Genomic DNA, 23,614 nt, shown 5'->3' with positions numbered 1-23,614 from the left:
AGAAGCCAAGTCTCTGACAAGTCCATGCAAAGTCGAGGTCCGATGTGATCATCAAACCCAAGGTTCGCGGTTTCATCTGCACTACCACCCATCCGGCCGGCTGCGCGATGAACGTGCTCGAACAGATCGAGGCCACCCGCGTCGCGGTGGGGCACGGTGACGGTGCGACGCAGACCCAGGGCCCCAAAAAAGTGCTGGTGATCGGTGCCTCAAGCGGCTATGGCCTGGCCGCACGGGTCACCGCCGCTTTCGGTTACGGCGCCAGCACCCTTGGGGTGTTCTTCGAAAAGCCCGGCACTGAGAAGAAGCCGGGCACCGCAGGCTGGTATAACTCTGCCGCCTTCGATCGCTACGCCAAGGAAGAAGGCCTCTACAGCAAGGCGATCAATGGCGATGCTTTCGCCCACGCAACCCGCGAAAAGGCCATCGAACTGATCAAGCAGGATCTCGGCGAGGTCGATCTGGTGGTCTATTCGCTGGCCTCGCCGGTACGCAAGCTGCCCGATAGCGGCGAACTCAAGCGCTCGGCACTCAAGCCGATCGGTGAGACCTATCGCGCCACCGCCATCGACACCAACAAGGATACGATCATCGAGGCCGAAGTCGAGCCGGCCAGCGAGCAGGAAATCGCCGATACCACCCAAGTGATGGGCGGCGAGGATTGGGAACTGTGGATCGATGCGCTGGACGAGGCTGGCGTGCTGGCCAAGGGCGCGAAATCGGTGGCGTTCAGCTACATCGGCACCGAGATCACCTGGCCGATCTACTGGCATGGCGCGCTGGGCAAGGCCAAGGAGGATCTCGACCGCGCCGCCGGCGAGATCGACAAGCGCCTCGCCGCGAACGGCGGCAGCGCCAACGTTGCGGTGCTCAAGTCGGTGGTCACCCAGGCCAGCGCGGCGATCCCGGTCATGCCGCTATACATCGCCATGGTCTACAAGGTGATGAAGGAACAGGGCCTGCACGAGGGCACCATCGATCAGTTGAACCGGCTGTTCCGCGATCGGCTGTATGCCGACGAGGCACCCGCGACCGACGACTGTGGCCGCCTGCGTCTCGACGATTGGGAACTGCGTGACGACGTGCAGCAGGCCTGCAAGGATCTGTGGCCGCAGGTGACCAGCGAAAACCTGTTCGACATCACCGACTATGCCGGTTACAAGCACGAATTTCTCAAGCTGTTTGGCTTCGAGCGCGACGATGTCGACTACGATGCCGAGGTCGACACCCTGGCCGATTTCGACGTCGTGCAGATGTAACTGCCCTGAAAATGCCTCCTGAGAGTCCCCATTCGGCGGTTCCTCGGCAGGTCGGCTTCGTGCTGCTGCCGGGGTTCTCGCTGCTTGCCCAGGCCTGCGCCCTGGAGCCGTTGCACGTCGCCAACCAGCTCGCCGGTGAGCGCCTCTATACGCCGCTGACCTTCGGGCTGGATGGCCGCGCGGTGAAAAGCGCCGCCGAGCTGTCGCTATCGCCTCACAGCGTGGCCGGTAGCGATGCCGGTGAGTTGGATATGCTATTCGTGTGCGCCGCCAGCCAGGCCAGCGGCGATCATGCGACGCTGCTGGCTTGGCTGGTTCGTCTGGCCGGGCGTGGCGTGGCACTGGGCGGTATCGCCGGCGGCACCGAAGTGCTGGCGCGTGCCGGGGTGCTCAATGGCTATCGTGCCACCCTGCCATGGCAGCATGGCGAATCCTTCGCCCGCGCTCACCCGGCGGTGCGGGTCAGCAATCAGCTGTTCGAGATCGACCGCGACCGGCTGACCTGCGGCGGTGGTACCGCGGCGATGGACATGATGATGACGCTGATCGCCCAGCACCACGGTCAGCGCCTGGCCGAGCGTGTCTCCGAGCACTTCGTCTGCGAGCGCATTCGCATGGGCGACGAGCCCCAACACGTACCGCTGCGCTTGCGCCTGGGCCATGCTCCGCAAAGCCTGATCGACGCGGTGACGCTGATGGAGTCGAACATTGAGGAACCGCTGACCACCCATGAGCTTTCCGAGCATTTGGGTATCTCGCGGCGTCAATTGGAAAGACTCTTCAAGAAGTATCTACAGGCGGTACCCAGCCGTTACTATCTGGACCTGCGCTTGCAGCGGGCCCGCAAGTTGCTGCGCGAAACCGATCATGCGGTGGGTGATATCGCGTTGCAGACCGGCTTTTCCTCCGGTGCGCACTTCTCCACCGCCTATCGCAATCATTTCGGCATGACCCCACGCGAAGAGCGGCTGACGTGAGGCCGCTCACTTCATTCAAGCAACTCCAAACCGGGCTATAGGTGGTTCTTCCATGGCCGTTGTAGGCAGCGACACCCGCCTGAACAAATACATCAGCGAGACCGGCATCGTCTCGCGGCGCGAAGCGGACCGCCTGATCGAAGAGGGCGCCGTCAAGGTCAATGGCCGCAAGGCCGAGATGGGCATGCGGGTGTCCGACGACGATCGAATCACCGTGCGCGGCAAGCCCCTGCGGGCCAAGCCGAAGGCGGTGTATATCGCCTATAACAAGCCGGTCGGCATCACCTGCACGACCGATCCGACGGTTGCCGGCAATATCGTCGATGCCGTGAAATATCCCCAGCGCATCTTCCCGATCGGTCGCCTCGACAAGCCCTCGCAGGGCCTGATCCTGCTGACCAATGACGGCGATATCGTCAACAAGATACTGCGCGCCGGCAATGCCCATGAGAAGGAATATCGCGTCAGCGTCGACAAGCCGATCGGCACCGATTTCGTCAAGCGCATGGCGGCAGGTATCCCCATTCTGGGCACCGTCACCCGGCCGTGCCAGGTCAAACAGACCGGCTCCAACAGCTTTTCCATCGTGCTGACCCAGGGGCTCAATCGCCAGATTCGCCGCATGACGGAGTATCTGGGTTATAACGTCACCCACCTCAAGCGCGTGCGGCTGATGAATATCGGCCTGGGCAAGCTTGCGGTCGGGCAATGGCGCGAATTGAGCCCGACCGAAATGGGTGTGCTGGACGGGATGCTGTCGCATTCCAGCAAGACCGAAGAAGCTTCATCCCCTCGGCGCAAAACCCCGCAGCGCTCGAACAAGCCTCGCGATGCCAACCGGGGGGCGGGCAAGCCCAGCCACAAGAAAACCACCAAGCCCGGCGCCTCGCGGGGCAAGCCGCGCCCCGGCAAGCGAGCGAAGCCCAAGCGCTCCTGATCGACGACGTGTTGGCCGAAATTGTCCGCATCGGAGCCGGATTGCGCCTCGTCGTGCAATGATAGCGTCGCTACTCTATCGACTCGTACCGCTCGTTTTCATTGGGAGACCGTTTCGATGCGTACCGCACTGCTGCTTGTCGACATTCAGGCATCTTTCCCCGTCCGCGATTACTGGGATGAAGCACTGGCCGCGCCGTGGCGTGAACGCCAGCGCGCATTGATCGATGCCGCCGTCGCGGGAAATATACCGTTAGTTCGTATTCTTCATGAAGAGCCGGGTAGTTCCAGTCCTTTCGATCCTGCCAATGGCCTGGTTCGTCCGTTGGCGGATTTCGAGGACGACTGCCAGGCGACCTTTCACAAGCGGGTGCATAACGCCTTCACCGATACGACGCTGGAGAACTGGCTGCGCGAGCGTGACATCGAGCGCTTGGCGATCAGCGGCATCCGTACCGAACAATGCTGCGAGACCACCACGCGAGTCGCCGCTGATCTGGGGTTCACGGTCGATTTCGTCAGCGAAGCCACGCTGACCTTTCCGATGACCCGCCATGGCCGGACCTGGTCCGCCGAGGAGATTCGCGCGCGCACCGAACTGGTGTTGGAAGACCGCTTCGCACGGATCGTCGATGTGGCGGCGCTGAGCGAAGAATGGCGTCGCGATGCCGCCTGAGGTGCCGCCAACGAGCATGCCGACGCTGCGAGTCGGCGTGCTGATGCTGCCCGGTCAGGTGCCGCTGGACCTGATCGGGCCCTTGCAGGTGCTGCACAGCGCCGAGCGCATCGCTGGCAGCTTGTCGATTCGCTATTTCGGCCCCAGCCCGTCGCTCGATTGGCTGGGGCCGCTGACCTTGTCGGGCATCGAACCGTTGCCGCAAACGCCGCAAAGACTCGATTTGCTACTCGTGCCGGGACAATACCGCAACGCCATCGAGACGGCGTTGCAGCAGATCTGCGCCGACTGGCTGCGCGTCCATTCCACGAGTGCTGAAACGATCATGAGCGTCTGCTCGGGAACGCTACTGCTGGCCCAGGCCGGCTTGCTGGACGGCCGACGCTGCACGACACACCACGCGCTGCTCGAGACGCTGAGCCAAATCGCGCCGGCGGCGCGCGTGCAGGGCGACTGCATTTTCACCGAGGATGGCCGCTACCTGACCAGCGCGGGTATTTCGACCGGCATCGACACCATGCTGCACTGGCTGATGCGGCGTTGTGGCCACGCATTATCCTTGGCGGTGGCCCGCGAAATGGTGCTGTATCTGCGCCGCAGCGGCCATGAGCCGCAACTGGGCTGCTGGCTGGAGGGGCGCAATCATGTCGATGCGCGTATTCATCGCCTGCAGGATGCACTGAGCTCACGGCTGAAACACGCCTGGTCGCTGCCGGCGATGGCCGCCGAGGCGGCGATGAGCGAGCGCCACCTGCGCCGGCGCTTCAAGGCGCTGACCGGGCTCTCGTTGAGTGAATACCTGACTCGATTGCGCCTGCAACTGGCCCGACAACTGATGCAGGAGACCGCCTGGAGCCTGGCACGTATCGCCGAGGAAGTCGGGTTGGGTGAGGATCGCCAGTTGCGCCGTGCCTGGCAGCGCTTCGAGAGCGGTTCGCCACGGGAGTGGCGTCGAATCCATCGCCACGTGGACGAAACGTAGACTCCATGCCAGGCCTCAGCGGTCTGGCGCTCGTGACTTTCTCGCCAGCAGCGCCCGAAACAGCGTGCCCATCATCACTGCTTCGTCGCGCTCGACAATAAAACCGGCGTTGCTCAACAGTGGCCCAGCCTGGCGGGTGATGTCGGTGGCGATGGCGGTGGTGACGAGGTTGACTGTGCGTCGCACCCAGCCAGCGCGGTGCTCGTCGGGCTGGAACTTGTCCATCACGCAGAGCTGACCGTCGTCGGCGAGCACGCGATGCGCCTCCCCTAGCCCGCATTCGGGATTAGGCATCACCGCCAGAATCAGATGCATGACCACCACGTCGAAATGCCCCTCGGGGTAGTCGAGGCGTTCGGCATCCATCTCGCGCACGCTGAAATCGAAGCCCAGGCCATCCGCGCGGACGCGAAAGCGCTCGACCATGGCGGGGCAGAGGTCGCCGGCGTGCAGCTCGATGGCGCGCGGCAGGTAAGGCAGGTCGAGCCCGGTGCCCGCGCCCACGATCAACACCCGCTGACCGGGCGCCCAGTCCACGGCGTCGAGCGAACGGCGGCGCGCGCGGCGAAAGGCGCGGTCGGCGACGGCATCGTAGACCGGCGCGTAGAGGGTATAGCGCAGGCGGTTCCAGGCGGTGGTGTTGAGCATGGAAAGGCTCCAGGGCCCGTTGCGGGGCGATCATGGTCGTATCATGCGCCAGCGCTGCTATGTTGAAAAGACGCCGCGAGCCACAGCGCCGCTCGCACCCGTGTCGGCGCTATCCAGGGGAGACAACGACCATGACGATTCGTCACGCTGGGGCGGCGTGGCTCCTGACCGTGCCGCTGCTCGCGCTGAGCCAGTCCGGTTGGGCGAGCTACGCCTTCTACGTGGGCAAGAACCTGACCGAGAACCAGGCGGTGATCGTCGGCGGCACCGGCGAGGAGGTCTCGAGTCACTGGCTCGAGATCGTGCCCGCCCGGGACCATGCGCCGGACGCCACGATCGAGGTGGGCGTCACCGCCGAGGCGTCGATTCCCGGCGAGCTGAGCGAGATCCCGCAGGTCGAGCACACCTTTCGCTATCTCTCGATGTCCTATTCGGACTATGCCGGTTTCCCGGCGCCGCTGACCAACGGCGGCGTCAACGAGCATCAGGTGGCGGTGCGCGATGTGTGGGCGACCAATCGCGAAGCACTGATCGATATGACCCAGACGCCACAGCAGGGCCCGCAATACAGCGACCTCGCCCGGCTAGTCCTGGAGCGTTCGACCACCGCTCGCGAAGGTGTCGAGTTGATCGGTGAATTGATCGCTAAGCATGGCTATTCCACCTACGGCGGCAACACCCACCTGATCGCCGATCCCGACGAGGCGTGGGTAGTCTGGGAGTTTGCCGGCAGCCAGGGGCTATGGGCCGCCGAACGTCTGGGTCCCGATGAGATTCGCGTGCTCTATCCGGGCTATATCGAGGAGTTCCCGCTCGATTATCAGCAGAACCCCGATTTCATGGGCTCGGATAATCTCGTCTCGTTTGCCGAGGAGCAGGGCTGGTTCGACCCCGAAAACGACGAGGCCTTCAACGTGTTCGAGGTTTACGGCCGTCAGGACACCCAGGCGCGCACCGGCGGCTACAAGTACATGACCCAGGCCGCGCTGGAAGAGGCCGTGCGCGAGATGGCGCCGGTCAGCGAACGCGACATGATGACCCGCGTGCGCGATCACCGCATCGCCGACGACGAAGCGGGTTACGGCCAGGTGGTGAGCCTCAAGCACGGGGTGGACAGCGATTTGATCCGCATCTGGGTGGCGCCGACCGGCTCGGTGGCGGCACCGTTTCTGCCCTGGTGGCTGGGTGTGCGCTCCGTGCCGCTCGAGTTCGCCCAGCACCGCTACCTGACCAAGGGCGCGGCGTCGAACTTTCTCAACCCCGACTTCCAGGTCCAGGAGGGCAGCGACTTCGCCGGGCGCCGCTTCAAGCAGGTGCTGTACCTGATGTGCGAACAGCCCGAGCGGTTCCACCCGCAGGTCACCGAACTGCTCGAGGGCTTCGAGCGCGACAGCTTCGAGGACTTGGGCTGGGTCGAGCGAGCCGCACAAACGCTGGTCGCCCAGGAGCAACGCGATGCGGCCCGCGAGATGCTGACCTTCTACAGCCACAGCCGCGCGGACGCGGCGATGGACCTGGGCGGGACGCTGGTCGACTGGCTGTATGCCTCGCTGGCGCTGAGGGATGGGCTGCGGCGTCCCACGGGCGACGAGATCAACGACCAGGGCGGCGAGACGGTCAACTGCCTGGTCGATGCCGACCCCGACAAGCCGCAGGCGGCGCAGTAGCCCTCAGGCCATGGTGTCGACGATGCCACCTTCGACGCGCAATGCCGCGCCGGTCGTGGCGCTGGCTTGTTCGGAGGCCACATAGACGCTCATGTGGGCGACCTCGTCGGGTGTGGCCAGGCGCTGGATGATCGAGGAGGGGCGGTTTTCCTGAGTGAAGCGCGACTCCATTTCCTCCTGCGAGACGCCTTCCTCCTCGGCGGCCTCCGCGATCATGCCGAGCACGCCCTCGGAACGCGTCGGCCCCGGCAGGATGGCGTTGACGGTGACGTTGGTGCCGGCCAGCGCCTTGGCCAGACCCCGCGAGATCGACTGCAGCGCGGTCTTGGTCATACCGTAGTGAATCATCTCGGTGGGAATGTTGAGCGCCGATTCGCTCGAGATGAACTGCACGCGGCCCCAGTCGCGCTGCTTCATGCCCCGTACGTAATGGCGCGACAGGCGCACCGCGCTCATTACGTTGACCTGAAAGAATTGCTCCCAGGTTGCGTCCGTTATATCGAAGAAATCCTGGGGGCCGAAGATGCCCAGGTTATTGATCAGAATGTCGGTGTCGGGCTGTGCTTCGATCAGTGCCTGGCAACCCTCGGCGGACCCCAAGTCGGCAGCCACGCCGCTGAGCCGGGCATCGGGATGATCCTGCTTGATGGCCTCGATGGCCTGATCGACGCGCGCCTGGGTACGGCCGCTGATCGTCACCTCGGCGCCGGCATTCGCCAGTCCCTTGGCGATGGCGAAGCCGATGCCGGCGGTGGAGCCGGTGACGATGGCATGCCTGCCGGAAAGATCGATACGCATGGGGCTCCTTGGCGGTTCGCGACGAAAGCAGGCTGCTGTCGCCAGCGGAATTTATAGCCTGCTAAAAGGATGGGTCGAATCGTCAAGACTTCAACCGCTTTTTCCATAAAGCCCGCCGCCGCTTTTTATAAAAGCCCGCAACCGCTTTTCATAATTCACCGTCCCATCGCTGAAAGCCTTGTGCAGCCGCTCTCCTTATACTCGTTGCACTATCCAATCCTTCAGCCAATCCTTCAGGATGGAGCATGACATGGCCTATACCCCGACCCGCGAAGATTTCGATCGTTACATGGTGCCCAACTACGCGCCGCAGAAGACCATCCCCGTGCGTGGCGAGGGCAGCCGCCTGTGGGACCAGGAGGGTAACGAGTACATCGACTTCGCCGGGGGTATCGCCGTCAACTCGCTGGGCCATTGCCATCCGGTGCTGGTCAATGCGCTCAAGACACAGGCCGATAAGCTCTGGCACCTGTCCAACGTCTACACCAACGAGCCTGCGCTCAAGCTCGCCAAGTCGCTGGTCGAACGCACCTTCGCCGACAAGGCGTATTTCTGCTCCTCGGGTGGCGAAGCCAACGAGGCCGCGCTGAAGCTGGCGCGGCGCTGGGCGTATGACAATCACGGCGAGCAGAAGGACAAGATCATCTCCTTCCGCCAATCGTTCCACGGTCGTACCTTCTTCACCGTCAGTGTCGGTGGCCAGCCCAAGTATTCCCAGGGCTTCGGGCCGGTGCCCGGCGGCATCCAGCATGCCGAGTTCAACAACCTCGACAGCGTGCGCGAGTTGATCGACGACGATACCTGCGCGGTGATGGTCGAGCCGCTGCAGGGCGAGGGCGGCATTCTGCCCGCCACCCAGGAATTCCTCGAGGGTCTGCGCGCGCTATGCGATGAGCACAAGGCGCTGCTGATCTTCGACGAAGTGCAGTCCGGCATGGGCCGCCCCGGCACGTTGTTCGCCTACATGCGCTACGGCGTGACCCCGGATATCCTGACCAGCGCCAAGTCGCTGGGCGGCGGCTTCCCGGTCGGCGCGATGCTGACCACCGAGGATATCGCCAAGGTCTTCGTCATCGGCACCCACGGCTCCACCTACGGCGGTAACGCGCTGGCTTCCGCCGTGGCGTTGGCGGCCCTCGAATACATCGATACCCCGGAAGTGCTGGAAGGCGTGCAGCGCCGCCACGAGCTATTCCGTGAACACCTCGACATCATCAACAGCAAGCACGGCGTGTTCCAGCAGGTACGCGGCATGGGCCTGCTGATCGGCGCGCAGATGGCACCCGAGTTCGAGGGCCGCGCCAAGGAAATTCTGCCGCTGGCCATCGAGGAAGGCCTGATGGCACTGATCGCCGGCCCCAACGTGCTGCGCATGGCGCCGTCGCTGGTCATTCCCGAGGGCGACATCGCCGAGGGCATGGCACGCCTCGAGCGGGCCATCGCGCGTTTCGTCAAGAACGCATGACGTCAGTGCCTGATCGGGACCAACCAAGAGGGAACACCATGCTGGTCGTTCGTCCTGCCAAACCGGCGGATCTGCCTGGGCTGGAGCGCCTGGCCGGATCCGCCACGCCGCGGCTGACCAATCTGCCCGTGCATCGCGACCGTCTGGAAGAGCGTATCACCCGTTCGCAGCGGGCGTTGGCGCGCGAGATCGACTTTCCCGGTGATGAAAGCTATGTCTTCGTGCTCGAGGACCTGGAGCGTGGCGAAGTGGTGGGCACCGCCACCATCCGTGCCCAGGCCGGCGCCCAGGAGGCTTACTATACCTATCGTCAGGAGACGCTGATTCACGCCTCGCAGCAGCTCAACGTGCGTCGCGAGGTGCAGACGCTGTCGCTGTCGCATGAGGTCTCCGAAGCCAGCCTGCTGTGCGCATTGTCGCTCGACGCGCGTTACAAGGGCACCAGTGCCGAGAGCCTGTTGCGTCGCGCGCGATTGATGTTCATCGCCCAGTACCCGGAGCGCTTCGCCGAGATTCTCGCCGTGGCCTTTCCCGGCTATCTCGACGCCGATGGCGAGTCGCCGTTCTGGAACAGCGTGGGTCGCCACTTCTTCGTGCGTGGCTATCAGGACATCAACCACCTCGCCGGGGTGCGCTCGAAGAGTTTCATCGCCGAGGTGATGCCGCAGTTCCCGCTGTATCTGTCGCTGCTCACGCCGCCGGCACGCGCCGCTATCGGCCGTGAGCACCCGGATCACGAAGTCGCGCTGGGCGAGATGCTCGCCGAAGGCTTCGTGCGTTCGCGCCACGTCGATATCTTCGACGCCGGCCCGGTGATCAAGGCCGAGCGCGAGCGGCTGGAGACCTTCCGCCGCAGTACCTGGCATCCGGTACGCATTCGCCCGGCAGCGGCGCTGCCCGACGCCGAGCCGGCGATGATCGCCAACCAGAAACTCGATGGCTTCCGCTGCGTGGTGGCGCGTTACGCATTGTCGCCCACCGGCCAGTTGATGCTGTCGCCGGAACACGCCGCGCTGCTCGGCGTGGAAGAGGGCCGCGCCGTGCTGGCCGCGCCGCTGGCGCTATCCGCCGGGGAAGATGTCTTCGACGAGGGAGAACTGTAATGCGCATTCGACCGATCGCGCGCGGCGACCTGGACGGGCTGCAGCAACTGGCCCAGGAGACCGGCGTCGGTTTCACCTCGTTGCCCGACAACCGCGAGTTCCTGGCCAGCAAGATCGAATCCGCGGCGCTCGCTTTCGAGGAGCGCACCCCGGTCGACGACCGCCTGTACTTCTTCGTGCTCGAAGACGAGGAGAGCGGCGAACTGGCCGGTTGCTGCGCCATCGAGGGCCAAGTGGGCCGCGAGGTACCGTTCTATCATTACCGGCTCGGCACGTTGGCGCACTCCTCGGTGCAGCTCGATTTGCATCGCACCATCGATACGCTGTTTCTGAGCTCGGACCACACCGGCGATGCCGAGGTGGCCTCGTTGTATCTGCGTCCGGAATATCGCGGCGGCCAACGCAACGGCGCCTTGCTGTCCAAGGCGCGTTGGCTGTTCATGGCCCAGTTCCGCGACCGTTTCCCCGACAAGGTGCTGGCCGAGATGCGCGGGGTGTTCGACGAGAACGGCATCAGCCCGTTCTGGAAGTGCCTGGGCAGCCATTTCTTCCCGATGGATTTCAACGAAGCCGACCGCCTCACCGGCATGGGTCAGAAGAGCTTCATCGGCGAGTTGATGCCCAAGTTCCCGATCTACACCACGTTTCTTCCCGAGGATGCGCGGGCCTGCATCGGCCAGGTGCACGAACACACCCGCCCGGCGCTGGAAATGCTCAAGAAGGAAGGCCTGCGCTGGGAAGGCTACGTCGACATCTTCGACGGCGGCCCGACGGTGGAAGCCTATATCGACGACGTGCGCGCGGTACGCTTGTCGACACTGTGCCAGGTCGAGGTGACCGCCAACCTCGAAACCAGCGAACGGCCATCCTGGCTGGCCGCGACCACCGGCATGGCCGACTTTCGCGCGGCCTGGGTCGGCCGTGGCCCCAATGCGGACGGCACCCTGGCATTGACCGAGGAGGAGGCGCGGCGCTTGAACGTCGGCGCGGGCGATTCCCTCCGCATCCTGGAGACTTAGGAGAACACTATGCAAGCCAAGCAACAGCTACTGATCGGCGGCGCCTGGGTCGACGGCGACGCGGAGCGTTTCTCCAAGCTCGACCCGGTGAGCGGAGAAACGCTATGGCAAGCCAACGCGACCAGCGCCGACCAGGTCGAGCGGGCCATCGCCGCTGCGCGCGAAGCGTTCCCGGGCTGGGCGCGTCTCGCTTTGGCCGAGCGCCAGACAATCATCGAGCGCTTTCGCGACCAGCTCGAGGCGAACCGCGAGCCACTCGCCGAGTGTATCGCCCATGAGACCGGCAAGCCGCTGTGGGAGGCGCGTACCGAGGTCGGCGCGATGATCGGCAAGGTCGCCATCTCGGTCACCGCCCTTGAAGACCGCACCGGCGAGCGTGGTCGCGACGTGGCCGGCGCCCGCGCCGTGCTGCGTCATCGCCCGCACGGCGTGCTGGCGGTGTTCGGCCCCTACAACTTCCCCGGCCATCTGCCCAACGGGCACATGGTCCCGGCGCTGCTGGCCGGCAATTGCGTGGTTTTCAAGCCCAGCGAGCAGACCCCGATGACCGCCGATCTGACCCTGCAATGCTGGCAGGCCGCCGGCTTGCCCGACGGCGTGATCAACCTGGTGCAGGGCGCGGCGCCGGTGGGTCAGGCGCTGGCCGGTGCCGGCGATATCGACGGCCTGCTGTTCACCGGCAGCGCCAAGATCGGCAAGTTGCTGCACGAACAGTTCGCCGGTCAGGTCAGCAAGATTCTGGCGTTGGAACTGGGCGGCAATAATCCGCTGGTGGTCAAGGACGTGCCCGACCAGGCCGCCGCCGTGCTGACCATTCTGCAATCGGCGTATCTCTCCGGTGGCCAGCGCTGTACATGCTCGCGCCGCCTGATGGTGCCCGAGGGTGAGGTCGGCGACCGCCTGATTGATGCGTTGACCGATGCCATCGCCAAACTGCACGTCGCCGCGCCGTTCAGCGAGCCGGCGCCGTTCTATGGTGGGCTGGTCAGTGTCGAGGCGGCCGACGGCCTGCTCAAGGCACAAGATGAACTTGAAGCCATGGGCGCCACGGTGCTCTCGCGCATGCAGCGTGTCAGCGATGGCACCAGCCTGCTCACCCCGGCGCTGATCGACGTCACCGGCATCGCGGTGCCCGACGAGGAGCACTTCGGGCCGCTGCTCAAGATTCACCGCTACCGCGATTGGGACGAGGCCATCGCCCTGGCCAACGATACCCGTTACGGCCTCTCCGCCGGGCTGATCGGCGGCGAGCGCGCCGATTGGGACGACTTCCTGCTGCGCATCCGCGCCGGCATCGTCAACTGGAACCGCCAGACCACCGGCGCTTCGAGCGACGCGCCGTTCGGCGGCATCGGCGACAGCGGCAACCATCGCCCCAGCGCCTACTACGCGGCGGATTACTGCGCCTACCCGATCGCCTCAATGGAGGCGGATTCGCTGGCCATGCCCGACAAGCTGCCGCCGGGAGTGATCCTATGAGCGATGCCAAGCTCGATGTTCGCGAAGTCAATTTCGACGGCCTGGTGGGTCCAACCCACAACTACGCCGGGCTGGCCCACGGTAACGTGGCGTCAATGCGCCACGGCGGGCTGGACTCCAATCCCAAGGAGGGCGCGCTGCAGGGCCTGGCCAAGATGAAGGCGTTGAAGGACGCGGGCTACGCCCAGGGCGTGTTGCCGCCACAGCAGCGTCCGGATCTGGGTGCGCTGCGCGATCTCGGTTTTACCGGTAGCAATGCCCAGGTACTCGAGCGTGCCGCCGAGGATGCTCCGCAACTGCTGCGAGCGGTGTGTTCGGCGTCCTCGATGTGGACGGCCAACGCCGCCACCGTGACGCCGAGTCTGGACGCCGCTGATGGCCGCGCGCACTTTACCCCGGCCAATCTGCAGTCGAGTTTCCATCGCTTCCTCGAGCCGCAGACCACCGGGCGCGTGCTGGCGGCGATCTTCCGCGACGAGGCGCGCTTCGCCCATCATCCGGCATTACCGGCGACCCCGGCATTCTCCGACGAAGGCGCGGCCAACCACACCCGGCTGTGTGGCGAGCATGGCGAAGGTGGCGTGCATCTCTACGTCTACGGACGCCAGGCGTTCGCCGGCGCCGATGGGAATCGTGAACCGAAACGCTTCCCGGCGCGTCAGACCCTGGAGGCCAGCCAGGCGGTGGCGCGTCAGCACGGCTTGAGTGATGCGCAGACGGTGTTCGCCCAGCAGCACCCCGACGCCATCGACGCCGGCGTGTTCCACAACGACGTGATCGCGGTGGGCAACGGCCCGGTGCTGCTCTATCACGAGATGGCCTTCCTCGACGAGCAGCGGACCCTCGATGAATTGCGCGCCAAGATGGCGACGCCGCTGATCCCGGTGCGTGTGCCGATGGACGCAGTGAGCATGGACGACGCCGTGGCCTCGTACCTATTCAACTCGCAACTGCTCTCCAATCCCGATGGCACGATGACACTGGTCGTGCCCGGCGAATGCCAGGAGAACGAGGCGGTGTGGCGGTCCATCCAGGACCTGCTGCTGGGCGGTAACAATCCGATCAACGACGTGGTGGTCAAGGACGTCAAGCAGAGCATGCGCAACGGCGGCGGTCCCGCCTGCCTGCGCCTGCGCGTGGTGCTCTCCGAGGCCGAGCGCAGCGGACTATCCGGCCGCGTGCTGCTCGACGACGCGCTGTACGGCGAACTCACCGGCTGGGTCGAGAAGCACTACCGCGACCGCCTGAGCCCGGACGATCTCGCCGACCCGCAACTCGCCGAGGAGACGCTGACTGCGCTCGACGAACTGACCCGCATTCTCAAACTCGGCGACGTCTATCCGTTTCAGTTAGGGTAGGCGGGACCTGTTGCGATCGCGCCGCACTGATGCTGGCGCGATCGCCGGGAATGATTACGGATCGGAAGGTAGCTCATCCAGCGGTTGGCCGATGCACCTATCGAAGATGGCGATCATCGCATCGTAGTCGCAATAGTAGGCCGCTATATTGGCGTGCAGCCATTCTTCACGTTGGATTTCTTCCCAGGAAATTTCGTAGCCGACGTTGATGACGAGATGCTCGAAGAGCATGCGCTGCGTCCTGCCATTGCCCTCTCTGAAGGGATGTACCACATTCAGGTCGCCGTAAAACTCTGCAACAGCGCTAACTAGCTGGTCACGAGGCAAGTCGGTGAAATAATTCTCACGCTTCAGGCGGGTGAATAGCTTGCCTGCTTCGGGTTCGATACGCTGCACATTACAGAAACGCGTTTCGCCCTTGGCGATGTCGATGGTGCGAATCTCGCCAGCCCAGGGGTAAAGGTCGGAAAATAGCTGGTGATGAAGGCTCTTCAAATAATCGAGTTCGTAAGGCGGCGGAGCGAACTGGATTTCTTCTGCGGTGAGAACCGTCAGATCGCGCTCTGCTGCTTCGAGGGTAGGATCGTCACGAATACCCAGTAGATTCCTGAGTATGGGAGTACCCGCATAGCAATAAGGATCCTGGCCAACACCGTACTTATCCACCAAGACTAGCTCTGACGGTATCTTTTCAGCACAGCCGCCTTGCTGCCCATGGGCTGGGGTGAGGAAACCATGTTTACCCCTTCGAGACGCAGGCTGGCCGCATAATTGGCTCGTTTTACCTTGGCGAAATAGGCTTGCTTTGCTTTCAGAGATACGTTTGGCATGGGGACTCCTGCAAGCGTTTTTCCTATTCTACCATCACCAACCACGACGGGGTGAGTGAGCTGTACGCCTTGTACCGCTAACGCTAGGAGGATTTTATCCTGCAACTACTCATCATTCCCCCCAAATCCAGGACGACGATGCATGACCGATATCCTGACGACGATTGTGCCGTTGACCCCCGCCTCCCCACATCTGGAAACCGTTGCCACCTGGCAGCATGAAGCCTGGGGACACCTCAATACGGCGCTCAGCTTCGAGGGCCGCTGCGACGAGGTGCGCAGCGAATGCGGTCAGGGCGGTGTTCCCCAGGTGTTCGTCGCGATGGCCGGTGACCGGCCGGTCGGCACGGCGAGTCTGACCGTGGACGACATGGAGTCGCGCCCCGAGCTGACACCATGGCTGGCTTCTGTTTTCGTGCTACCCGCATGGCGCGGGCAGGGCATCGCCTCGCGCCTGGTGCGGCGGGTTGAGCAGGAGGCCCACGAGGCGGGCATCGAGACGCTCTATCTCTACACGCCGGACCAGCAAGCGCTGTATCGCCGACTCGGCTGGGTGGAGCGTGAGGGCATGAGCTATCGTGGCGAGGATGTAAGCGTGATGATGCGCCAGCTCGCCACTCCCGACTGAGCCTCAGGTTTCCGGGTTCGTAGCGGTTATGACGAACGGTCGTTTTCTCATTCCAGGTTGTCTGGCCTAGGTACTCATGCGCCTTTCACGGCCGCGTTAGCACGCCGCGCGGCGTGCTTCCCACGTATCACGTCGATCAGCAAGAAAGCGGCCAGGCTGACACCCATGACGGGCAACGCCAGCCCTAGGGCCAACGCCACCAGCAGAATCCCGAGATTGACGGATACCGGCAATCTGGCGGCGATTGCCGAGAGCGTGCCATCGCTACCCGCGGTGGTCGGGAAACGCGGGCGTCGGCGCCACCACATCATATAGCCCCAGATCACCATCACGCAGATACCCACGGCGAAGGTGACCAGAACGAGTTGGTTGGGCAGGCCGAAGAGCACGCCCATGTGTGCATCGATGCCCCAGCGGGTCAGTTTTGCCGCGAGCGGGTATTCAGCGAAACGGACCCGATCCACCACGCCCATATCGCGAACGTCGATGGCCACTTCGTCGACCTGGGTCGGCCAGCGTCGATCGATTTCCTTGACCTTCCAGGCGGCACTCGCAGACGTTGCGGGTTGAATCTCGATGCGCCCCGCATCGAGGCCAGCGGCGCGCGCCGCGGCGAGGACGGCGTCGAAATCGGCCAAGGCAAATGAGACGTGTGGCTGAGTATCCATGCTTGCCATGGCATGGTGTTGATGACCGCTCATATCGGATTTGGCGCTGGGATCAAGCTGCGTGGAAACGCTGGGCGTACTCCAGCCCCAGGCGGCACGTAGCACGCCGATATTACCGCCCGCCCATTGCGACCAGGTAAGCCCGGTGGCCGAGAAAAACAGCATGCCAATCAGCAGACACAGCCCGAGGGTCGAATGCCGCCAGCGAAGCCTGGCGCGACGTTGACTGGGCGATGCTTTTACGGCCGCGTTGCGTGCCGCCTGGCGGCGCGCGCGTCGGGGGCCGAACCACCAGATGGCGAGTCCAGCGAGTGCGGCGACCCACAGCCACGATGCCGCCAGTTCGCTGTAGTGACGGCCGAGATCGCCCAACAGCAAGCTGCGGTGCAGATGATCGATCCAACTGCGTAGTGGCAGGGCGCCACTGGTACCGTAGACAACGAGGTCGCCGCGCACTTCAAGCGTCACGGGATCGACGAAAATGGCTCGACTCTCGGAGGGCCCCAGCGTGGGGGCCGAGTACATCACGCGAGTGGTCATTCCCGGCTCGGGAGCGGGGCGCACCGCACTCAACTGAGCATCGTCACCGATGACGCGCTGAGCGACCGCGATCTGTTCCGCCAATGGCTGAGCCGGCCCGCGCTGTGGGGTGTAAAGCTGATCGTGGTAGAGCCACTGTTCCAGGTGCGGCGATAACGCATACAGGGAACCGGAAAGCGCCGCGAACAGGATGAATGGGCCGATGAACAGGCCGATATAGAAATGCAGCCGAATGAGCAGGGCCTTGAGCAGTGATCCGACGGGGGGAGCGGTCGTTGCGCCCGGGGAGCCCGGTGGGGCGGTTGACGATGAGTTGCGGGAAGCGTTGTTGTCTGACACGGGAATTCTCTCGCTACGCGAATGATTCATGCATGCGCAACAACGTTGCCGGTTTCAGACCGGGTCAGGCGTTATCGGCGATGCAATACCTGTCGTCGCAGAGGGTTATCGAAGAGCCCAGGTAGTGCTTATCGGCATGGGCACTATTCGGTATTTCCTCAAGACATAAGCGGAAGTCGGAGGATCCGAGGTGGGGCGCGTGGCGAGAATCGGAAGTAACGGGCGTGCTGCAAAACACCCGAGGTGTTGGTCAGCGTCGTGTGAGGCCGTGCTATCGCTTGCGACGGCGGCAGGCTGAGAGTCGGATTGATTCCCGGGACATGAGCGAACAGCGTGCAATAGCCACAGGCGGCCAGAGCGTCCGCGTCATGCATGGCCATGCTGGATTGAGCATGATGACTCGCATGGCCGGACGCCGACCGGGCGACAGGCGGGCCATGCTCGAGCATGCGTTGTGACTGGCTGACTAGCGGGCCGACAAACACCATCAGCATGGCGAATAGGCCAAGCCAAGTTAGGTAAGTTTGTCCGCGACGCGTCATTAGCGACATGGGTTACATTCGATCCGTCTAGGTAAAGAAGCCAGTTAGCGATAAAACTATAGAGCAAGTGTTCGGCATGGCCTAACCTCGAGCCGTGGCCATTTGTCGCAAGATGCCGCCACCCTGTTGCCTAGCGGGCCTGCCGCCCCATATGCAGCGCCACGGTGGCGTTGGCGGGAACGTGCAGTTGCGCCTGGCCATTGGCGTCGACGACGACAGGTTGGGTGCAGTCGTCGGCGAGAATGTTGCAATAGCGCCCGGCTGGCAGGGCAGTTTCAAGGGTCGCCTGCCAGGCGTCGTCGCTGCGATTGATGGCCAGGAAGCCGCGCTTGCCACGAGCGAAGGCGATGCGCGATTCGCCGTCCTGCTGCCAATGGCCGAGCGGCGCGTCGCCGACCATGTCGCGAAAGCCAACCATGGCGAGAATATCCGGCCAGCGGTGCTCGCAGACCCAGCCGCGTCGATCCAGCGAGTCCGGCGCCAGGCAGCCCAGGCCACTTTCGCCATGTACCCGAGCGGTGCGCCAGGTGGCGTCGCCGGGCACGCTCGGCGGGCCCTGATCGCTGTCGTCGAAGGTGTAGCTCGACATGATGCGTGGCGTGCCGTAGGGCCAGGCGAGCATGAACACCACGCCGAGTCGGTAGCGCTCGTCGAAGGCGTGCATCATCACCGCGCCGGCGCCATGGCCGCGTTGGTTGTCGTGGTTGTCGACGAACACCAGCGCGCGTTCGTCGGGCACCCAGCTGTCGGCGTCGCCGAGCGTCTTCAAGCGCGCCAGGTCGCCGCTCATCATCGCCCGCGACAGGTCGCGACCGTAGCGGAACTCGGTGACGTCGCCGTTGGCCAGGTAATCTTGCGCCCTGATCGGCTCGCCACCCAGATCGATCACCTCCTGAAAGACGTAGGGCTCGCCGTCGACGCGTCCGAGAATCGCGGCGATGTCCTCGGGCGGGATGTGCTTGGCGGCATCGATGCGCAAGCCGGCCACGCCGATGTCCACCAGCGACTGCAGATAGGTGGCTATTCGCTCGCGTACCTCGGGCTTTTCGGTGGCCAGGTCGGCCAAACCCAATAGATGGCAGTACTGCACTTCCCAGCGGTCCTGATAGTTTTGAATCTGATCGTTGCCGTTGCGCCCGCAATGGTGAAAGTCGCTTTCGGTGTATAACTCGCCATAGCGAAACGGCGTGAAGCGGGTGTCGGCGATGCCTTCGCCCTCGCCGATGCCGGCCATGTGATTGATGACCGCGTCGACCACGATGCCCACGCCGGCGGCCCGGCAACGCTCGACCATGGCGACGAACGCGGCGCGGTCGCCGCTGCGTGAGTCGAGCCGATAACTGACCGGCTGGTAGCGCGCCCACCAGGCGCCGTCGACGTCGGCCAGGGTGATATGCTCGTTGGGCGGCGAGACCTGCACGGCATCGATGCCGCTGGGCCCGAGCACGTTTTCGCACTCGGCGGCGATATCGTCCCAGCGCCACTCGAACAGATGGACCATGACCGTTCCCGGTGCCTCGAGGTCGATGCCTGATACCGGTACCGGTGCCGGTGCCGGTGCCGGTGCGTTGGCTGCGGCAGCGAGCGTGCTGGCGGCGATCAATCCGGCGCCGGCGAGAATCGCCAGGAATGGGGATTTGCGGTTGCGCATCGTAAGTTCCTCTTCAGGGTGATCGTCCGGCGATGTTAGCGAGGCGCGGCGGCGCTGCCCTCATCCCGACGCGCCGCCGCTACGCCCTGTGCATACACCGGCTACGCCCCCGCCGGGGATGAGCCACCCTTGGCGCGGATTGGCGAATCTTATTGCCTGGGTAAGCCCCGCGGTATGACCGTGGGGCGTTACATGAAGACAACAACAAGAGGCACACACGCGATGAAATCACGCCAACGCATCCTGTTTCCGCTGCTGGCCGCTGCCATCGGCGCCGGGCTGGGATTGCCCGCCGCTGCCGCCACCGAAGAGGGCAAGCTGGTCGTCTGGATCAACGGCGACAAGGGCTACGACGGCTTGCAGGAAGTCGGCGACCGCTTCACCGCCGATACCGGCATACCGGTCGAGGTGGCGCACCCCGACGGGTTGACCGACAAGTTCCAGCAGGCCGCGGCCAGCGGCAACGGTCCCGATATTGTCATCTGGCCCCACGACCGCCTGGGCGAATGGGCCCAGAGCGGCCTGCTCAAGCCGGTTTCTCCATCCGCCGAGGTATGGGGGCGAATGTTCGACTTCACCTGGGACGCAGTGTCCTGGGATGGTGAAACCTACGGCTATCCGATCTCCGTCGAGTCGCTGGGCCTGATCTACAACAAGGATATGGTCGAGACCCCACCGGAGAGCTTCAAGGAGATCATTGCGTTGGACGCGAAACTGGCCAAGGAAAGCAAGGAGGCAATCCTGTGGGATTACGGCACGCCGTATTTCAGTTGGCCGCTGCTGGCCGCGAATGGTGGTTACGCCTTCAAGAAGACCGAGAACGGTTATGACGTCACCGATACCGGCGTCAACAATGCCGGTGCCCTGCAGGGCGCCGAGTTGCTGCAGCGCCTGATCGACGAGGGCGTGATGCCCAGTGGCGTCGACTACAGCGTCATGGATTCGCGCTTCAACAAGGGTGAGGTGGCGTTGATGATCAATGGCCCCTGGGCATGGAGCAATCTCGAAAAGAGCGGCATCGACTTCGGCGTGGCACTGCTGCCCAAGGTCGGTGAGGAGCGTGCCAAACCGATGGTCGGCGTGCTGACGGCGATGATCAGTTCGGCCAGTAGCAACGACCTGCTGGCCACCGAATTCATCGAGAACTACCTGCTGACCGAGGCGGGGCTGAAGACCGTCAATGCCGATGTACCGCTGGGTGCCGTGGCGCACAAGGCGTACATGCGCAAGCTGTCGCAGAACCCTAACATCGCCGCGACCATGGCCAATGCGCGTCTTGGCGCGCCGATGCCCAACGTACCGGAGATGGGTGCGTTCTGGTCGGCCATGGAACCGGCGCTGAAGAACATCACTTCGGGCCGACAGGATGCCGAGGCGGCGCTCGACGCAGCCGCGAAGCGCATCGTCAATTAAGCCGCCCACAACGATAGCCGCAATGGCCGATGCCGAAGCATGGCATCGGCCAGCGGTCGGATGTTACGAATGCACAAGACGTTTTTCTCCCGCGCGTTGCTTGGCCTCATCGTCGTGGCGATCCTATGGCTGGTGATGGCCTTCTACTGGCATGGCCAGTGGATCTTCGCGCTACTGTTCCTGGTGCTGGCCACGGCGCTGGCCGTGGTCTTCACCAAGCGCTCGCTCAGCCGCCACCGCTACATCTTTCCGGCGTTGGCCGGCATGGGTCTGTTCATCCTGTTTCCGCTGGCCTACACCGTCGGCATCGGTTTCACCAACTACAGCGGCAGCAACCTGCTCTCGGAGGAGCGGGTGCGCGAGATACTGCTTTCGCGCACCTATCAGGAGGCGGACGTCGAGTACGCCCTGCGGCTATACCCGGCGGACGGAATGTATCGGCTCTACCTGGAAGGCGGGCTGGACGACGCGGTGCGCTTCGTCTCGCCGCCGCTCGACCTGAGTGACGCCGAGCCACGCCGGATCGGGGTGAGCGAAACTGCTGTGCCGCCCATAGGCGAGGCGGCCGGGCTGCGCGAGATCATCGCGGCCAAGCAGGCGCTCGCCGCGCTGACGCTGATCACACCGCAAGGTATTGAACTGTCCCTGGCCAGCCTACGCAGCTTCGCGCCGATCTTGCCGCGCTACGTGGCCAACGCCGACGGCACGCTGACCGACCGCCAGAGCGGTGCGCTGCTGACGCCCAACCACGATACCGGCTTCTTCATCACCGCCGAGGGCGAGCGGGTCTTTCCCGGCTGGACCGTGGCGATCGGCTTCGACAACTACCAGCGGGTACTCAGCGATCCCTCGATTCGTGGGCCTTTCCTGCAAATCTTCGTCTGGACGCTGGCGTTCTCGCTGCTGACCGTGGCGTTCACCCTAGCGGTGGGGCTGGTGCTGGCGACGCTGCTGCAGTGGGATCAACTGCGTGGCAAGGCGGTCTATCGCACCCTGCTGATCCTGCCCTACGCGGTGCCGGCGTTCATCTCGATTCTGGTCTTCAAGGGCCTGTTCAATCAGAATTTCGGCGAGATCAATTTGATCCTGGAGAGCCTGTTCGGGATCAAGCCGGCGTGGTTCAGCGACCCCTGGCTGGCGCGGACCATGCTGCTGATCGTCAATACCTGGCTGGGCTATCCCTACATGCTACTGCTGTGCATGGGCCTGATACAGTCGATTCCGCGCGATCTTTACGAGGCCTCGGCGATGGATGGCGGCGGCGCGATCACCAACCTGCTGCGCATCACTTTGCCGCTGATCATCAAGCCGCTGGCGCCGCTGTTAATAGCCGCCTTTGCCTTCAACTTCAATAACTTCGTGCTGATCATTCTGCTCACCGGCGGCGGCCCCGACATCATCGGTGCGAGTACCCCGGCGGGCACCACCGACCTGCTGGTCAGTTACACCTATCGCATTGCCTTCCAGAGCACCGGTCAGAACTTCGGTCTGGCGGCGGCCATCGCCACGCTGATCTTCCTGATCGTCGGCGGGCTGTCGCTGCTCAACCTGCGCCTGTCCAAGATCAAGGTCTAGGAGAACCCGTTATGGCCATGGTTCAACCCCGTTCGATTCGCGCCCGCCGGCTAGGTGCGCACCTGATACTGCTGTGCTTTATCGCGCTGATCGTCTTTCCGCTGCTGATGGTGATCTCGATCTCGTTTCGCGAGGGCAATTTCGCCACCGGCAGCCTGTTGCCCGAGAACTTTTCGCTGCAACACTGGGCGCTGGCACTGGGCATTCCCTGGGAGAACCCCGACGGCAGCGTGGTGCAGCCGCCGTTCCCGGTACTGCTATGGCTGTGGAACTCGGTGAAGATCGCCACCGTATCGTCGCTGTTGATACTGCTGCTCTCGACCACCAGCGCCTACGCCTTCGCGCGCATGCGCTTCGCCGGCAAGTCGCCGCTGCTCAAGGGCATGCTGATCTTCCAGATGTTTCCGCCGGTGCTCTCGCTGGTGGCGCTGTACGCGCTGTTCGACAAGCTCGGCAACTTCGTCGGCTGGCTGGGCATCAACAGCCATGGCGCGGTGATCGTCGCCTCGCTGGGCGGCATCGCGCTGCATATCTGGACGATCAAGGGCTATTTCGAATCCATCGACGGTTCGCTGGAGGAGGCCGCGATCGTCGATGGCGCCAGTACCTGGCAGGCGTTCTGGCACATCCTGCTGCCGCTGTCAGTGCCGATCCTGATGGTGGTGTTCATCCTCGCCTTCATCATGTCGATCATGGAGTACCCAATGGCCTCGGTGCTGCTGCTCGACGTCGAGCAACTGACCCTGGCGGTTGGCGCCCAGCAGTATCTCTACGAACAGAACTATCTATGGGGCGATTTCGCCGCCGCCGCGGTGCTCTCGGGCCTGCCGATCACCCTGGTTTTCCTGCTCTGCCAGCGCTGGATCGTCGGCGGGCTCACCGCCGGAGGCGTGAAGGGCTAAACCCCACAGCCACGTTGGTTCCGCAGCCGTCACTGAGCATGGCGCTGCCTTGCCCTCGCCATTGTGAACTGACCCCCAATAGTTGGACGGTTCATTTAGCCGGCGCTCAAGGCCTGAGTCCTGTACTGTACGGGGCTCAGGCCTTTTAGCTTCACCTTG

General features: G+C 63.8%; 23 protein-coding genes. 15 read left to right on the top strand and 8 right to left on the bottom strand.

Annotation, left to right across the window (positions count from 1 at the left end):
• Window positions 1–44 precede the first annotated feature (44 nt).
• The 5 genes from fabV (at window position 45) to BLR92_RS19045 (ending at window position 4,830) form a co-directional block, all read left to right on the top strand.
• Window positions 45–1,259, top strand: coding sequence for an enoyl-ACP reductase FabV (fabV, locus tag BLR92_RS19065; RefSeq protein WP_089730876.1), 1,215 nt, complete (start codon window positions 45–47; stop codon window positions 1,257–1,259).
• Between the two features lie 11 nt (window positions 1,260–1,270).
• A complete protein-coding gene (locus tag BLR92_RS19060) occupies window positions 1,271–2,236 on the top strand; it encodes a GlxA family transcriptional regulator (RefSeq protein WP_175488856.1) in 966 nt (321 codons plus the stop codon).
• Between the two features lie 52 nt (window positions 2,237–2,288).
• On the top strand, window positions 2,289–3,173 hold the full coding sequence (rluF, locus tag BLR92_RS19055) for a 23S rRNA pseudouridine(2604) synthase RluF (protein WP_089730874.1): 885 nt from the start codon (window positions 2,289–2,291) through the stop codon (window positions 3,171–3,173).
• 117 nt (window positions 3,174–3,290) lie between these two features.
• Window positions 3,291–3,848 (top strand): isochorismatase family protein, encoded by a 558-nt coding sequence (locus BLR92_RS19050; protein WP_089730873.1) that lies wholly within the window; start codon window positions 3,291–3,293, stop codon window positions 3,846–3,848.
• A gap of 16 nt (window positions 3,849–3,864) precedes the next feature.
• Window positions 3,865–4,830 carry a GlxA family transcriptional regulator gene (locus BLR92_RS19045; protein WP_245704277.1) on the top strand — a complete coding sequence of 322 codons (966 nt, stop codon included), beginning with the start codon at window positions 3,865–3,867 and terminating at the stop codon, window positions 4,828–4,830.
• Between the two features lie 15 nt (window positions 4,831–4,845).
• Here BLR92_RS19045 and BLR92_RS19040 read toward each other — a convergent pair whose 3' ends face one another.
• Complete coding sequence (locus tag BLR92_RS19040; protein WP_089730871.1) at window positions 4,846–5,478, bottom strand: class I SAM-dependent methyltransferase; 633 nt, start codon at window positions 5,476–5,478, stop codon at window positions 4,846–4,848.
• 131 nt (window positions 5,479–5,609) lie between these two features.
• Between BLR92_RS19040 and BLR92_RS19035 the strand changes: the two genes are divergently transcribed.
• Window positions 5,610–7,145, top strand: a complete 1,536-nt coding sequence (locus tag BLR92_RS19035; protein ID WP_089730870.1) for a C69 family dipeptidase — start codon at window positions 5,610–5,612, stop codon at window positions 7,143–7,145.
• A 3-nt stretch (window positions 7,146–7,148) separates the two neighbouring features.
• On the opposite strand, the gene BLR92_RS19030 is transcribed toward BLR92_RS19035, so the two are convergent.
• Complete coding sequence (locus tag BLR92_RS19030) at window positions 7,149–7,943, bottom strand: SDR family NAD(P)-dependent oxidoreductase (protein ID WP_089730869.1); 795 nt, start codon at window positions 7,941–7,943, stop codon at window positions 7,149–7,151.
• 250 nt (window positions 7,944–8,193) lie between these two features.
• On the opposite strand from BLR92_RS19030, the gene BLR92_RS19025 reads away from it, so the two are divergent.
• The 5 genes from BLR92_RS19025 to astB are packed head-to-tail and all read left to right on the top strand — an operon-like array spanning window position 8,194 to window position 14,367.
• Window positions 8,194–9,408, top strand: coding sequence for an aspartate aminotransferase family protein (locus BLR92_RS19025; RefSeq protein ID WP_089730868.1), 1,215 nt, complete (start codon window positions 8,194–8,196; stop codon window positions 9,406–9,408).
• Between the two features lie 38 nt (window positions 9,409–9,446).
• Window positions 9,447–10,511, top strand: coding sequence for an arginine N-succinyltransferase (locus tag BLR92_RS19020; RefSeq protein ID WP_089730867.1), 1,065 nt, complete (start codon window positions 9,447–9,449; stop codon window positions 10,509–10,511).
• On the top strand, window positions 10,511–11,530 hold the full coding sequence (astA, locus tag BLR92_RS19015) for an arginine N-succinyltransferase (protein ID WP_089730866.1): 1,020 nt from the start codon (window positions 10,511–10,513) through the stop codon (window positions 11,528–11,530). Before BLR92_RS19020 ends, astA begins: the two co-directional genes overlap by 1 nt.
• 9 nt (window positions 11,531–11,539) lie before the next feature.
• Complete coding sequence (gene astD, locus BLR92_RS19010; RefSeq protein WP_089730865.1) at window positions 11,540–13,009, top strand: succinylglutamate-semialdehyde dehydrogenase; 1,470 nt, start codon at window positions 11,540–11,542, stop codon at window positions 13,007–13,009.
• Window positions 13,006–14,367 (top strand): N-succinylarginine dihydrolase, encoded by a 1,362-nt coding sequence (astB, locus tag BLR92_RS19005; RefSeq protein ID WP_089730864.1) that lies wholly within the window; start codon window positions 13,006–13,008, stop codon window positions 14,365–14,367. The genes astD and astB overlap by 4 nt, the downstream gene beginning before the upstream one ends.
• Window positions 14,368–14,421: 54 nt before the next feature.
• Here astB and BLR92_RS19000 read toward each other — a convergent pair whose 3' ends face one another.
• Both BLR92_RS19000 and BLR92_RS19620 read right to left on the bottom strand, forming a co-directional pair.
• Window positions 14,422–15,033, bottom strand: a complete 612-nt coding sequence (locus tag BLR92_RS19000) for a putative adenosine monophosphate-protein transferase Fic (protein ID WP_217636616.1) — start codon at window positions 15,031–15,033, stop codon at window positions 14,422–14,424.
• A gap of 5 nt (window positions 15,034–15,038) precedes the next feature.
• Complete coding sequence (locus tag BLR92_RS19620; protein WP_139171626.1) at window positions 15,039–15,197, bottom strand: YhfG family protein; 159 nt, start codon at window positions 15,195–15,197, stop codon at window positions 15,039–15,041.
• A 142-nt stretch (window positions 15,198–15,339) separates the two neighbouring features.
• Between BLR92_RS19620 and BLR92_RS18995 the strand changes: the two genes are divergently transcribed.
• On the top strand, window positions 15,340–15,825 hold the full coding sequence (locus tag BLR92_RS18995; RefSeq protein ID WP_089730862.1) for a GNAT family N-acetyltransferase: 486 nt from the start codon (window positions 15,340–15,342) through the stop codon (window positions 15,823–15,825).
• Between the two features lie 74 nt (window positions 15,826–15,899).
• On the opposite strand, the gene BLR92_RS18990 is transcribed toward BLR92_RS18995, so the two are convergent.
• The 3 genes from BLR92_RS18990 to BLR92_RS18980 all read right to left on the bottom strand — a co-directional run bounded on the left by BLR92_RS18990 (window position 15,900) and on the right by BLR92_RS18980 (window position 19,565).
• Window positions 15,900–17,372: a PepSY-associated TM helix domain-containing protein gene (locus BLR92_RS18990; protein ID WP_245704276.1), complete on the bottom strand. Its 1,473-nt coding sequence runs from the start codon at window positions 17,370–17,372 to the stop codon at window positions 15,900–15,902.
• 158 nt (window positions 17,373–17,530) lie between these two features.
• Window positions 17,531–17,914 (bottom strand): DUF2946 domain-containing protein, encoded by a 384-nt coding sequence (locus BLR92_RS20190; protein WP_353961333.1) that lies wholly within the window; start codon window positions 17,912–17,914, stop codon window positions 17,531–17,533.
• A gap of 130 nt (window positions 17,915–18,044) precedes the next feature.
• Window positions 18,045–19,565, bottom strand: coding sequence for an alpha-amylase (locus BLR92_RS18980; RefSeq protein ID WP_089730859.1), 1,521 nt, complete (start codon window positions 19,563–19,565; stop codon window positions 18,045–18,047).
• A gap of 222 nt (window positions 19,566–19,787) precedes the next feature.
• Between BLR92_RS18980 and malE the strand changes: the two genes are divergently transcribed.
• The 3 genes from malE (at window position 19,788) to malG (ending at window position 23,455) form a co-directional block, all read left to right on the top strand.
• Window positions 19,788–20,978, top strand: a complete 1,191-nt coding sequence (gene malE / locus BLR92_RS18975; RefSeq protein ID WP_089730858.1) for a maltose/maltodextrin ABC transporter substrate-binding protein MalE — start codon at window positions 19,788–19,790, stop codon at window positions 20,976–20,978.
• A 69-nt stretch (window positions 20,979–21,047) separates the two neighbouring features.
• Window positions 21,048–22,553, top strand: a complete 1,506-nt coding sequence (malF, locus tag BLR92_RS18970) for a maltose ABC transporter permease MalF (protein WP_245704275.1) — start codon at window positions 21,048–21,050, stop codon at window positions 22,551–22,553.
• Window positions 22,554–22,564: 11 nt separating this feature from the next.
• On the top strand, window positions 22,565–23,455 hold the full coding sequence (gene malG / locus BLR92_RS18965) for a maltose ABC transporter permease MalG (RefSeq protein ID WP_089730856.1): 891 nt from the start codon (window positions 22,565–22,567) through the stop codon (window positions 23,453–23,455).
• A gap of 95 nt (window positions 23,456–23,550) precedes the next feature.
• Here the strand turns inward: malG and BLR92_RS20185 are convergent.
• The coding region (locus tag BLR92_RS20185; protein ID WP_353961332.1) for an integrase core domain-containing protein at window positions 23,551–23,614 on the bottom strand (64 nt) is incomplete at its 5' end.

The sequence above is a fragment of the Modicisalibacter muralis genome, assembly GCF_900102945.1.
In the GTDB taxonomy this organism is placed as follows: domain Bacteria; phylum Pseudomonadota; class Gammaproteobacteria; order Pseudomonadales; family Halomonadaceae; genus Modicisalibacter; species Modicisalibacter muralis.
The sequence above is the reverse complement of the archived record's forward strand: the minus strand, read 5'-3'. Positions and strand labels throughout refer to the sequence as shown.

What these genes read in the sequence shown, in the direction of transcription:
- BLR92_RS19060 (WP_175488856.1), top strand. Translation starts at nt 1,271, where the DNA reads ATGCCTCCTGAGAGTCCCCATTCGGCGGTTCCTCGGCAGGTCGGCTTC.
- rluF (WP_089730874.1), top strand. Translation starts at nt 2,289, where the DNA reads ATGGCCGTTGTAGGCAGCGACACCCGCCTGAACAAATACATCAGCGAG.
- BLR92_RS19050 (WP_089730873.1), top strand. Translation starts at nt 3,291, where the DNA reads ATGCGTACCGCACTGCTGCTTGTCGACATTCAGGCATCTTTCCCCGTC.
- BLR92_RS19045 (WP_245704277.1), top strand. Translation starts at nt 3,865, where the DNA reads ATGCCGACGCTGCGAGTCGGCGTGCTGATGCTGCCCGGTCAGGTGCCG.
- BLR92_RS19040 (WP_089730871.1), bottom strand. Translation starts at nt 5,478, where the DNA reads ATGCTCAACACCACCGCCTGGAACCGCCTGCGCTATACCCTCTACGCG.
- BLR92_RS19035 (WP_089730870.1), top strand. Translation starts at nt 5,610, where the DNA reads ATGACGATTCGTCACGCTGGGGCGGCGTGGCTCCTGACCGTGCCGCTG.
- BLR92_RS19030 (WP_089730869.1), bottom strand. Translation starts at nt 7,943, where the DNA reads ATGCGTATCGATCTTTCCGGCAGGCATGCCATCGTCACCGGCTCCACC.
- BLR92_RS19025 (WP_089730868.1), top strand. Translation starts at nt 8,194, where the DNA reads ATGGCCTATACCCCGACCCGCGAAGATTTCGATCGTTACATGGTGCCC.
- BLR92_RS19020 (WP_089730867.1), top strand. Translation starts at nt 9,447, where the DNA reads ATGCTGGTCGTTCGTCCTGCCAAACCGGCGGATCTGCCTGGGCTGGAG.
- astA (WP_089730866.1), top strand. Translation starts at nt 10,511, where the DNA reads ATGCGCATTCGACCGATCGCGCGCGGCGACCTGGACGGGCTGCAGCAA.
- astD (WP_089730865.1), top strand. Translation starts at nt 11,540, where the DNA reads ATGCAAGCCAAGCAACAGCTACTGATCGGCGGCGCCTGGGTCGACGGC.
- astB (WP_089730864.1), top strand. Translation starts at nt 13,006, where the DNA reads ATGAGCGATGCCAAGCTCGATGTTCGCGAAGTCAATTTCGACGGCCTG.
- BLR92_RS19620 (WP_139171626.1), bottom strand. Translation starts at nt 15,197, where the DNA reads ATGCCAAACGTATCTCTGAAAGCAAAGCAAGCCTATTTCGCCAAGGTA.
- BLR92_RS18995 (WP_089730862.1), top strand. Translation starts at nt 15,340, where the DNA reads ATGACCGATATCCTGACGACGATTGTGCCGTTGACCCCCGCCTCCCCA.
- BLR92_RS20190 (WP_353961333.1), bottom strand. Translation starts at nt 17,914, where the DNA reads ATGACGCGTCGCGGACAAACTTACCTAACTTGGCTTGGCCTATTCGCC.
- BLR92_RS18980 (WP_089730859.1), bottom strand. Translation starts at nt 19,565, where the DNA reads ATGCGCAACCGCAAATCCCCATTCCTGGCGATTCTCGCCGGCGCCGGA.
- malE (WP_089730858.1), top strand. Translation starts at nt 19,788, where the DNA reads ATGAAATCACGCCAACGCATCCTGTTTCCGCTGCTGGCCGCTGCCATC.
- malF (WP_245704275.1), top strand. Translation starts at nt 21,048, where the DNA reads ATGCACAAGACGTTTTTCTCCCGCGCGTTGCTTGGCCTCATCGTCGTG.
- malG (WP_089730856.1), top strand. Translation starts at nt 22,565, where the DNA reads ATGGCCATGGTTCAACCCCGTTCGATTCGCGCCCGCCGGCTAGGTGCG.